At 50.4% G+C, this 13,435-nt stretch carries 1 protein-coding gene; it reads right to left on the bottom strand.

What is annotated here, in order from left to right; genetic code table 11:
- Window positions 1-6 precede the first annotated feature (6 nt).
- Entirely contained in the window at window positions 7-13,434 is a 13,428-nt protein-coding gene (locus VP472_RS08565) for a type I polyketide synthase (RefSeq protein ID WP_146276808.1), read from the bottom strand.
- Between the last annotated feature and the right edge of the window lies 1 nt (window position 13,435).

Raw genomic sequence — 13,435 nt, 5'->3', positions numbered from 1 at the left:
CCTCTCTTATTTAAATGCTTTCCAAAACATTTTTTTCGCAGGAAGCTCTTGTTTCTCCGCTCGTACGTCAGGTTCTTTTACCAGAGCCTTACGTCTTAATGACGGTACCGGCAGCGGCTTTCTTTTCATTCGGGTATCTTTTTCTTCCCAAGCTTCCAGAATGACGTGGGCGTTCGTTCCGCCGTCGGCAAAGCAGTTGATGGCTGCTGACGGTCTGGCTGCATCCCATTCGCCGGCTGTTTTATGAAAGTGAAAATCTGTCTTTGTTATATCAAAATGCGGCATCGGTTCGTCTCCTGAGAGAAACGGAACCGTTTGTTTATGCTTCAGCATTAATACGACTTTAATGAAGCTTGCGATGCCTTCCGCGCAAAGCGGATGCCCGATGTTCGGCTTGATTGACCCGATGCCGAGCGGAACATGCGGACCTGAGCGGTATACGGATTGAATCGCCTTCAGTTCAAGCAAATCAGTCACCGCGGAACCCGATCCGTTTGCTTCGATATAACTGATGTCTTCCGGCTTTTTGCCGCTTTTGAAAAGCGCGCTTTGCATGACATCTTTTTGCGCCTGCATATTCGGGGCTGACGGGCCTGCCGTTCTGCCGTCATTGTTCATGGCGGCGGCCTTAATGACCGCGTGTATCGTGTCGCCGTCTTTTTGCGCCTGTCTTACTGTTTTTAACAGCACCATGCCGACGCCTTCACCGAGGACAACTCCGCCGGAACGCTTGTCAAATACGTGAAATGCCGGTTTTTCGTTTAACAGCCCGCGCTCTTGGAACATCCGGTGCGCCGCATCCGTGTTCAGCAGGCTGACGCCGCCAACTACCGCCGCTTTGATATCACCGCTTCTCAGTGCCTGAACGGCCATGTTCATTCCTGTCAAAGCCGATGAACAAGCCGTATCAAGCACGATACTCGGCCCGCGCAGATCAAAAAATTGCGAAACGTTTGCCGCTAAATAATTCTGCCCGCCCGCAACAATCGGGTTGCGGGTATTCGCAAGACTTTCAGGATCGGGCTGATGCTGGCTGCGGCCTCCGATATACACACCGGCTTCTATGCCCTTGATTTCTTCACGGGTATAGCCGGCATGGCACCAAAGTTTCAAGCTCTCTTCCAGCACCGCCAACGCCTGAGGGTCCATCGCTTTCGCGTCATTTTCCGGAATGAAAAAGAATTCGGAATCAAAGTGATCCATATTGTCAATCAATCCCGCAACATATTGATTTGCATATCCGAAACGTTCCGCCGGGACGGAGCCGATTGCGGACCTGCCGCTTCTCAGCAAATCCCAATATTGTTCTAACGATTCCGCTCCCGGAAAACGGCAGCTCATTCCGACGACGGCAATGTCTTCAGTTACGGCATCACGCTTTTGTTCAGTGTGAACCGTTTGTACGGCAGCCGGAACCAACATTTCTGTATCAGGTTCCTCCCTTTCTGCAAGCAGCTGTTGACCATTGGATACAAGCCATTCGGCAAACGCGTCAATCGTCGGATGTTCATATAAAACAGACGGATCTAAGTCCTCTTTGAGCGCATGATTCATTTGCTGTAAAAGCTGCGCTAAAATGATCGAATCAACCCCGTAATCCTGAAACGGTTCGTCTGTTTCCAGTTCTTCCGGAGCGATTTTCAGCTCATCGGAAAACAGTTTCACAAGCCACGCCTTCGTATCAAGAAGCAGTTCTCTGTCTGAATGTTTTTCCGCGGCTTTGCCGTTTATTACGGCTTCAGTCTCTTTTTGTTTTTTCTCTTGACAGAGCAGCCTGTCAGGATGCCATTCGCTCCGATCAACGATAGCCGGCAGAACGGACGGGCGGATGTTTTCAGATAAAATGCGGTCCAGCAAGTCAAGTCCTTCCGCGTTGGACAGTCCCAGCAGCCCGGTCTGCTTCAGGTTTTCTGTGCGGACTTCACCCAATCCGGTTTCCTTCCAGTTCGGCCATTGAATGCTGACTAACGGATATTGATACTGATGAGCCGCCGCGAAATAATCCATGTACGCATTTGCCATCGCATAATCCGACTGTCCCGCCGCGAGCGCCGGAACGACTGCAGATACTGAAGAAAATAAGACAAAAAATTGCAAAGGATCATTTGTGAAAAGGCTGCTTAATGTTTGAAGCCCGGCGACTTTCGGTTCCAGCACTTCTTGTATATCGTCGGCAGTCTTTCTGATAAACGCCGGATTTACTGAATTAACCGATCCCGCACAGTGAATGACGCCGCCGATCGGTCCCATCGTGCGCCGAATCGTTTCAATTTCCGCTGCCGCCGCATCATGATCAGACAATTTCAGACTGATCACCGCCACTTGCACTCCTTTTGCTTCAAGCTCTTCAATCGCCCGTATCTTCTCTTTCAGCCTCGTATTAACGGCTGACCGTTCATGACGGGGAGGAATCGGCTCCCTGCCTGTCAGCACTACTTTTTTCACGCCGTGTTTTTCTGTGAAATGGCGGGCGCATAAGAGACCCAGTCCCCTCGTCCCTCCGGTAATGAAAAGCACATGGTCTTCAGGAAACGGTGCGGGCTTATGTTCTGCTCGCTTCCCGCTTGGAATCTCCCTGAATAAAGCACGGTATCTCTTTCCGTTTCGGCGGCAGACTTCCGGTTCTGTGCTGTCCGCCGAAAATTCATCTGCAATCTGTTTGGCAAGCGTCTGCTGATCCGTATCTGTATCGGCATCCATGTGTCTGGACGTCACGTTTTGATACTCATTTTGAAGCATTCTGTACAGGCCGCTTTTTGCCGCTCCTGCAAGATGAATCGTTTTCTGCTGAAATGGCTCCAAGCCTTTTGTTACATATAGCAGCGTCAGCGGCCGCGCTTGCCGGCGGCTTGTATCAATCAGAGTCTGGAGCCGGCTGATCCCTTCCAGTGAAAGGTCTTCGTCTCCGCATCCCGTCAGATCGATTGCGCCATCTATGTGATTCCAATCGCTAGCTGCAGTGTCAGCGGAATCGGCCGGGAAAATGAACGAGTCAGCGAAATGCTTTGCAGTCTCTTCGGCAAGCCCCGCTGTCCTTGCATCAGCCAGAATCATGACCGTCCTGCCGCTTTTCTCACCGGCCGAATCGATCTCACTCGGAACCCATTGCTTTTCTAAAAGCACAGCCTCGCGCCGGTCTTCTGTTTCCTGCGGTACGGCTTTCGGTTCAGACAGCCAGTAAGGCTCCTTCGCAAACGGGTAAGCCGGCAGACTGATTCTGCGGGGTTTTTCGTCTTGATAGAGTCTGTCCCAGTCCGTCTGAAGCCCTTTGGCCCACAATTCCGCTATTTTGGCGTATTTTTTCTTATCGAACCACGACCTGACAAGCTGCTTCAGATCATCGTCCGTTTCAAATGCTTTGATTTCTTTTTTTGCCGTTTTGATGTGGGCTTCATATATCCCTTCACCCGTATTTCCGTTTACAAAATCGGTTAAACGGCTGATCAGTTCTTCTCTCGAACCGGCTGTAACCGCAAGACGGTAATCCATCGCATCACGCCCGGTCTGAAGCGTGTATGCCATATCTGAAAGATTGATATTCTGATTGGCTTTTGCAAATTGGATCACAGACTCGGCATAGGTTTTTACCTGCGGCGCTTTTTTCGCCGACAGCACAAAAATGTTTGTCTCATCAGACTTACGGCTTCCCCGGTCTTTCGGCTGATACTCTTCGATAACGAGATGAGCGTTTGTGCCGCTGTAGCCGAATGAGCTGACACAGGCCCGCCGCGGTGCTCCGCCTGTTTCCCAAGGTTTAAGTTCGGTATTGACAAATAAAGGCGAGTCATCGAAATCAAAATGTTCATTCGGCGTGCTGAAATGAAGGGTCGGCACAAGCTGCTGATGTTTCATCGACAGCAGAACCTTCTGGACGCTTGCTACACCTGCCGCCGCCGACGTATGCCCGATATTCGATTTAACCGAACCGATGGCGCAAAATTGTTTGCGGTCCGTTTTTTCCTTGAATACAGAAGATAAGGCTTCTAATTCAATCGGGTCCCCCTGCTTTGTGCCGGTGCCGTGCATTTCCGCATAGGTGATGCTCTCAGGGTGTATGTTGTGCGCTTCATACACTTGACGCTCTAATTCCATTTGGCTTTTCGCGCTTGGTGCGGTAATGCCGTTGGTTTTTCCGTCCTGGTTAATTCCAGATCCGATAATGACTCCGTAAATATGGTCTTGGTCGGCTTCCGCATCTTTCAGCCTCTTCAAAACGAGCGCCCCCGCGCCTTCGCCAGGCACAAATCCGTTCGCACTGTTATCAAATGCTTTACATTGGCCGTCAGGAGACAGCATTCCGGCTTCACACATGCTGATGTATGATTCAGGCGTTAAATACAAGGTCACCCCGCCGACAAGCGCCATGTCAATTTCATGATTCAACAGCGCCTGACGCGCCAAATGAGTCCCGACGAGAGATGAAGAGCATGCCGTATCAATCGGAATGGCCGGCCCTTTCAAATTGAGATAATAAGGCAGGCGGGCCGCCGCGATGCTGAAACTGTTGCCCGTCGCGCTTCCTCCTGTCTGATGTTTGTTTAACATCATGCCGTATTCATTGTTCATAATCCCCAAATAAACGCCGCAATTTTTTCCGTTTAATTCTTTTGAGCTGTAACCCGCATCTTCAAAGGCTTTAAAACCTTCCTGTAAAAATATCCGGTGCTGCGGGTCCATAAGTTCCGCTTCAGACGGAGATATATTAAAGAACAGCGGATCAAACTCTTCAATGCCGTCAAGCATACCGATTGATCTGCAGTATACTTTGCCCTTCTTGTTTAAGGCCGGATCATAGTATTTGTTTACATCCCAGCGGGAAAGCGGGATGTCGCGAATGGCGTTTTTCGCACGGGCTAAGTTGTCCCAATATGTCTTTAGGTCCGGCGCATCCGGGTACTTGCCCGACATGCCGACGATGGCTATCGCGTCCGCTATCTCGTCTTTAGGCCCCCGTTTGGCCTGCACCGGTTCAGGTTCCTTTTGAACCGTTAATCTCTCCGGCTCGGCAGGTGTTTTCTCCCGCGGGGCGGCTTGCTGCGTAAGCGGCTTTGGACGTACGGGAACCGCCTGTTTTTTTCTTCCGCGGACGGACGGCTGCGTGCGCAGAAAATCGGCAAATTGACGGATTGTCGGATAATCATACACTTTCGTTACATTACAGTCCGTGCCATACCGTTTATTGACGGCCTTTATCCATTCAAGACCGGTAATCGAATCCATACCGAGGTCAATAAAGGCCTCATCAATATCCACTTCATGCCGCTCCATGTACAATACATCAGCCAGTGCTTTTGATAACTCGTCATGCACCGCTTCAATCGGTTCTTCCGGTTCGGCGGAAGCTGCTGTTTCAGACATCGCCTCCAGAATATCCGCTTCTGCTTGTATCACATGCTGCTTATGAGCGTTTAAAGGCTGCAGCAGTATGTTTGACGGTTTTTTTACGGCCTCTGTTTTCTGCGGTTCGGCTGCTTCCTCAAGGATCGGTTCTGTCCCGAGCTCTTTTTGCAAGAAGGCCGCAAACTGGCGGATTGTCGGATAATCATATACCTTCGTCACCGTAAGGGACGTGCCGTACGCTTTATTAACGGCCTTTATCCATTCAAGACCGGTGATTGAATCCATGCCGATATCAATAAATGTGTCATCTGCGTCGATATCGTCGGCATCCATATATAAAACGTCCGCCAACCTTTCCGTTAATTCGGCACTTACTTTTTCAGCGGAAACCGCCGGACGGGAAGCAGACTGTACGGTTCTTTTCGGTTTCGCGCCGCTCAAAGGCTGCAATGAAATGTTTGACGGTTTTTCTTTGGCAGTCTCCTCGTGAAGAGTTGTTACTTCAATGACCGGTTCCGGGACGGCCGCCGGTGCGATCGGCGCAGACTGTGTTTCGGCCGGTCTTTTGACAGCTGTATCAGCTGATGTGTCGATCCAATAACGGTCTTTTGCAAACGGGTAGGCCGGGAGACTGATTTTTTGCGGTCTGCCCATTTGATACAGCTTATCCCAATTCAGCGGAAGGCCCTTCACCCAAAGCTCTAATACCTTTGCGGCTTTGCCTTTTTCAAGCCATGCCTCAATGGTTTTTTCCATGTCCTCATCAGCCGCAAACAGCGCCATCGTGTCTTTATTCTGTTTGACTTGTCCGCGGTAGAGCCGTTCAATTGACTCCTTGCCGCCCGTAAATTCGTCAAGCTTTTCTTCAAGCTCGCGCAAATTGCTGACAATCATTCCGAGACGCTCTTCCATCGGTTCACGGCCGATTTGAAGCGTATATGCGATCCGGCTCAGGTCCGCTTCCCGGTAACGCCCGCTCCGCAGCGCATCAAGAAGACGTTCCGCCCGTTTTTGAAGCCGTTGCTCATTTTTCGCGGAAAGGACGATCATCGACGGATGAGGTGCAGCAAAAGCCGTCTCCTTATCCTCATCAGCGGTATATTCTTCGATGACGATATGAGCGTTGACGCCCCCGGCTCCGAATGAGGAAAGCCCCGCGGTTCTCGGCAGTTCTTTATTTATTCCGTTTTCATTTATGACCGGTCTTTTCCACTCTTCAAGCGTCTGCTGCACTTTGAACGGCGTAGCGAGAAAATCAATATTCGGGTTAAGCGTCCGGGAATGCAGTGACGGCGCAAGCTTCTTATGTTTCATTTGCAGGAGCACCTTCGTCAGACCCGCGATGCCCGCCGCGCTTTCACAGTGCCCGATATTGGATTTTGCTGAGCCGATGGCACAAAACTGTTTATCTTGTGTTTGTTCTGAAAAGGCTTTTGTCAGACCCGTGATTTCAATCGGATCACCGAGTGAAGTCCCGGTGCCGTGGGCTTCAATGTAGCTGACCGCCCTCGGATCGGTTCCCGCGTCTTTTAATGCCTGTTTGATCACCGCGGCTTGGGCGTTCGGATTCGGTACGGAATACCCGTTTGTTTTTCCATCATGGTTTACGGCCGTTCCTTTGATCAGGCCGTAAATATGATCACCGTCCGCTTTCGCTTTAGAAAGCGGCTTAAGGAGCACGGCTCCCACTCCTTCACCGGGCACATAACCGTCCCCGCCTTCACCGAAACTTTCACATCTGCCTTTGCTTGATAAAAATCTGTTCTGGCCGAGCATCAAATATTTATTCGGATGAACGGATACATTGACGCCCCCGGCAAATGCTGTCTCGCATTCGCCGTTCCGCAAGCTTTGGCATGCCAGATGAATGGCTGTTAAAGAAGAAGAGCACATCGTATCCAGCGCCATGCTCGGACCGTTAAAACCGAATACATAGGAAGCCCTGTTCGCAATTGATGACGGATTTCCGGTCAGCGCAAGCGATTTTCCGCGCGCCTGTTCTTCGGCTCCGTAAAGCTGATATTCCTCATACATGACGCCTACGTAAACACCGACATTGGCACCAAGCAAATCACCCGATTTTTCCGTGAGCTTTTTGCGCGTGTAACCGGCATCTTCCATCGTTTCGTAGACACATTGCAGGAATAACCGCTCCTGCGGGTCCATCAATTTTGCATCCCGGGGCGAAATAGAGAAGAATTGCGGATCAAATTTGTCCACGTCTTTCAAAAATCCTCCCCATTTTCCGTACGTCTTGCCTTCTTTATCTTTATCAGCGTCGTAATAAAGACTGTGATCCCAGCGATCGTTTGGAATTTCGGTTATGCAGTCAGTGCCTTCACTCAAGTTCTTCCAAAATTCCTGAAGATTTTCGGCCTGCGGATATCGTCCTGATATACCGATAATCGCGATATCTTCACGCTCCGTCACTGGATTTTTCCGCGTGTCTGTGCGGACTTGCGTAAAGCCTTTTTTGCCTTCATTCCGTTTGGAAACGGGCTTTACTTTCGCTTTCTCAGACAGCGCCGGTTTGGCTGCGGGGGTTTCTTCTGTTTTCATCCCGGTCACTTCCAGCAGCGTGTCCCGGTGTGCTTTCATAAAATACTGCGCCAGCGATTCGATATTCTGGTACTCGAAGAACAATGTTTTTGACAATGAACCGAAGCTCTTTTCCAGCCGGCCCGTCAAATGCATAATCATAATCGAATCAATTCCGTAATCTTCCATAGGCGCCTTGGCGTCAATTTTGCCGACAGGAAGTTTGGTTACTTCCGAAAGCACATGTTTCAAGAAATGCTCCGTTTTTTCTGCAAGCATGTTCTCTCCGCCTGCCGTAAGACCTGCCGGTTCTTCCGTTTCGCTGCCCTTATCCGGCTGATCATCCGCTGATTTTTTCAGAAACGCCCGGATTTTTGCGGCGTAGCCTTCCGTCACCATGATTTGGGATGTGTTTGCCGCCCACCCGCGGTACAAAGCATGGATGCCGTTTTCTGTTTTCATAGGGACCATGCCGCTTTCTTTTGTCAGCATCGCTTCCGTTTCAGCATCAACCGTCATGCCGCCGTCTTTCCAAAGCGGCCAGCAGATTGAAAGGGTGTGTCCATAGCGTTCATTTCGGGCTTTTTTACGGTTTCTTTTTTCACTGAAGGCGTTCATAAACGCATTGGCCATCGCATAATCAGCCTGGCCCGCGCTTCCGGCGCTTCCGGCTCCGGAAGAGAAAAGAATCAGAAAATCAAGCTCAATGTCCTTTGCCGCTTCATCAAGATGAACCAGCCCGGAGACTTTCGGCGCCAGTACATCACGGATTTCATCTTTGTGCTTTTTCAGAATATAGTTGTCTTTTATCGTTCCCGCGCTGTGTATGATACCGTTTAATCCGCCGTACTTCCGGCAGATGTCCGCTGTGAGCGATTGAACTTCTTGTTTTTCCGTCATGTCCGTTTGTTTGTACACGGCTTGCGCGCCGAGATCGGACAGTTCTTGAAGCTGGACTTTTTTACGGTTATCCAACAGAGAACGCCCCGTTAAAATAAGAACGGCGTCTTTTGCATGCCGGGCGATTTCTTTGGCGAATAAAAATCCGAGTCCGCCCGCACCGCCTGTGATCAGATAAACACCTTTATCCTTCCACGGCTTTTCGGTGCCGAACTGTTCAAGCCCTGTTTCCTGCCATTGTGCCGTATAGCGCTTGCCGTTTTCATAGCGAATATGCTTGTCATCAGGATGAGCGCTGCATTCTTTTACATATCGGGACAGCGTGTCTGCTTTGACGTCCGGCTCCAATTCAATCAGCTGGCCGGTCAGGTTCGGGTTTTCAAGCGCCCCTGTTTTCAAAAGCCCCGTTAAGCCGCAAAGGAGCTGCGTATCCGCTTCTTGAGGCACGACAATCTGAATGAGCTCGCGCCCGCCGGAATTTGAAGCGAGGATTTTCTTCACTTCTTCGAACGCCTGAAGCGCACAAGCTTCAAACCGTTCGTCTTCACTCTTATGCTGATCACGGAGCACATGACAGCTGAAGTCTGTCTGTATGCTGTTCATTTGATCCGTAAACCGGTCTGATATCATCACGTGACGGGCTTTGAAATGAGTCGGTGCTTTTTCATGTACAGCGGTCTTCTCTTCCCATACGTGTTCAAAAAATAGTGTATCTGTTTTATCCGTTTCAATTTCCCGTGCGGAATAACCAGTCATTTTCACACATACATTGCCTTGTTCGTCACATACATCAATATCCAGCTTCTGCACGGCATCTTCAGGCTTGCTTTCGCCGCTGTACGCAATGGAAACCCACATATCGCTTTTACAGCTTTTCAACACATCAATCTGTTCGAGAGCAAACGGCAGCATCGGCCTTATGTCAGTCCCGTCTCTGTCAAGCATTAACCCGATTGTCGCGTGGAAGGCCGCATCCAAAAGGCTCGGATGAAGGACAAACTGATCTTTTGTATGAGAAATAGATGACGGGAGTGAGAGCTTTGCGAGCACTTTGCTGTCTTTTGCATAGATTTCCGTGACCGCTTTGTGAGCATCCCCGTATTCAATCCCCATCTGTTTGTATGCCTGATAGCAAGCGTCGGGTGTGATCATCAGACGGCGTGACTCTCTTAATTTGTCAATCTCGATTTTGGCCGGTTCGCCCGCTCGGACAACCGCCGCGCTTCCTTGCGCATAGAGAACGGGCTCTTGTTCCGCGGAAGCCGATTCACTGTAAACCGTGAATCCCATCTCCCCATTTTCTTCGTCATAAAGGCGGAGATACAGTTCTGCGGACTCATCCGCCGCTGTAAACGGACGTATCCATGCGACATGTTTCAGGCGGACTGTTCCTTCTTCCTTCGTTTCTGCCGCGTGTTCAACGGCCGCCCGGACCATTTCCAGATAAGCCGCGCCCGGTAACGTCCGCTCGTTTTTGACGACGTGATCTTTCAGGAAAAATTCTCCGCCGCTAAAAGAGGACCGGAAACGGACGCCTGACATGTTTGATACATTTTCATGAAGGAGCGGATGCAGCATGCCTGCCCTGTTTTGCGGCAGCGATTCTCTTTTCTCCGCCTTCGGCACCCAATACCGGATTTTTTCAAACGGATATGTCGGCAGGCTGATCCGATTCGGTTTGTTTTCACTGTACAAGAGATTCCAATCCATCGTTCCTCCGCCGGCCCACTTTTCGGCAATCATCTCCAGACTCCCGGAAGAAAGCCAATTATGTATCAAGTCCGGAGCAAGCTCTGCCTGTTTGCTTTTATCGGCTCGGTTCCGCCAGCACCCGCTGACTGTTTTACCCGCCAGAAAGCCTTCCAGCCGCTCTTTGAGCTGTGTCATATTCTGAGCGGTGAACGCAACCCGCTCCTCCATCTGTTCACGGCCGATCTGAAGTGTATACGCCGCATCCTCAAGCGGCAGGCCGGGATGAATAAATGCAGACAGCTTCGCAGCATACTCTTTTAGCCGTTCTTCATTCCGGGCGGAAACCGGGAAAATGAATGTCTGTTCTTCTGCCGGTTCAGCCACTGTTCCGTGTGATTCTTCAGGGACAAATTCCTCCAGAATGAGATGTACGTTTGAACCTGTCGCCCCGAAAGAACTGATGCCCGCACGCCGGGGATATACGGTCTCATTTCCGTTTTCCTTTACTGATGGCTGCTGCCATGCTTCGGTATGATGCTGGACGTAAAACGGTGATTGTTCAAAATCTAAATACGGATTCAGCTCCTCGGAATGAAGAGACGGCACCAGAGTTTTATGGTGAAGCTGCAGGGCAACTTTGCTTAAGCCGCTGATGCCCGCCGCCGATTCCGCATGGCCGATATTGGACTTCACTGATCCGATCGAACAGAACTGTTTGTCCTGTGTGTACTGGCGGAACGCCTTGACAAGGCCTTGAACCTCGATCGGGTCGCCGAGAGAAGTTCCCGTCCCGTGCGCCTCAATATAACTGACCGTGCGCGGATCGATGCCCGCTTTGTCCAGGCATTCTTCAATCAAATCGGCCTGCGCGACAGGACTCGGCACGGAAATTCCGCTCACTGTCCCCACGTGGTTGACGGCACTGCCCTTTATCACCGCATAAATCCGGTCTCCGTCTTTTACCGCCTCTCGCAGCGGTTTTAATAAAACGGCACCGATTCCTTCAGCCGGTACATAGCCGTCTCCGTCTTTCCCGAATGTATGACAAACCCCGTCTGTTGAAAACATGTCCCATAAACCGTATGTCAGATATTTATTCGGATGCAGCGACAAGTTGACCCCTCCGGCAACCGCCGATTCACATTCCCCGCGCCGAATGCTTTCCGCAGCAAGGTGAACCGCAGTCAGCGAAGATGAACAGACCGTATCGACCGCCATGCTCGGCCCGTGAAAATTGCAAAAATATGAAACTCTGTTTGCGATTTGCGCATAATTAAGAGAAAGCGGGAATACATGATCTTCAGAAGAAGCTTCCGCCCCGACCAACGTATAATCCTTATGCATCACCCCTGCGAAGACGCCGACGCGCTGTCTCTTATTCCGTCCGCGCGCCTCTGCGAGCGACTTCGGCGTATATCCGGCATCCTCAATCGTTTCCCAGCATGTTTGTAAAAACAGCCGTTCCTGAGGGTCCATTGTTTCAGCTTCCCGCGGCGTAATCCGGAAAAATTGGGGATCAAAGCAATCCGGATCATCAATAAATCCGCCCCATTTTGAAATACTCTTTCCGGAAGGCGACTTTACATTTTCAAACCGGCGCCAGTCCCAGCGAGACTCCGGAATTTCGGTGACACAGTTTTTTCCTTCTTTCAGGTTTTCCCAGAATTCATGAATATTTTCGGCCTGCGGATAGCGGCCGGCCATTCCGATAATCGCGATATCTTCATCTTGCGGAACACTGCTTTTCCGTCTTCTTTCTGTTTGCTTCTCAACCTGCTTCTCTATTTTTGCAGGAGACGCGCTGAAATGGCTTCCGTACTGCTCTGTCAGGAAAGCCGCCAGCTCTGCTGCCGTCGTATATTCAAACAGCAAAGTCGGAGAAAGGGTTTCGCCGATTTTTTCGCTTATCGTTTCGACGACGTCAAGCAGTCCGGACGATGTCAGCCCCATTTCATAGTAGCCGACTTGAGAATCAATCTGTTCAAGCGGCTTGCCGATTTTTTCCGCCATCAGATTCATGACATACCGCTCTGCTTCCTCATGCGGGTGTCCGCCTTCAAGCGATGCCGCAACTTCCGGTAAACCGGCTTTTTCAGGAGACTTCTCAGCAGTCTTTCGGTCTGTATTGATCAGCTCGGCATCCCGCACGAGCTTGCTTGTGAAATCTTTCAGCTCGGCTACTTTTCGGCCGGATGTGTTAAAAAACTCCAGTGTAATGTAAATGAGCTCTTTTTCCTGCCTGAGCGACGAACGTTTGATTCTCGTGATGCAGCCGGCCTGCAAAGGTTCGGAAGCTGTAAAAGATTCGTAGAAAAGAGGCAGAAACAGCCTCTTTTCCCCATTTAACAGCGAGGAGATCAATAGGTTTGCGCCGACGCCGCTTCCGTCAAGAAGAGTCGGATGGAACAAAAACCCTTCGGCCTTTCCCATCGCGTCTTTTCCGAGCGATACATCAAAGGTGACGCCGTCCCGCTCCTCAAACACTTCTCCTTCCGCTTTCATGTATCCGCTGTGAACCAATTCCTGGCTTCTGCATTGTGCATACAGCTCATTTAAATCGATGGTGCGTTCCGCCTCGCGTTTGACAGAGTCAAGATCAAGCGTGTCACTGAAAACTGCGGGTGCCGTCTCGTGCATTTCCGCTTTGACGTAAATGCGTTCTTCCGGCTGGACTCGTCCGCCGCTGACCTCAGCCCCTTTTGCGGTAAGTTTCCAGCGCCCTTCTTTTACCTTCGTACATTCAACCGTAAGCTTGACGGCGCTGTCTTCTTTCGCGATAAGCGGCTGATATATGGATAAATGGCGCAGCTGAAGCACGTCGTATGAATAGCCGCGCTCTTTGAAAATCTGATAAAACATATCAATATAAGCCAATCCCGGAAGGACTTTTTGTCCGTAAACGTCATGATGTAAAATAAACGGATTTTTCAGCGATAAAGTGATTTGCTTATTGAAGTTCTTCACG

The sequence above is a fragment of the Bacillus sp. MT(2024) genome, from assembly GCF_036362845.1.
GTDB classification, from domain to species: Bacteria; Bacillota; Bacilli; order Bacillales; family Bacillaceae; genus Bacillus; species Bacillus velezensis.
This window is presented reverse-complemented; position numbering and strand designations above follow the sequence as displayed.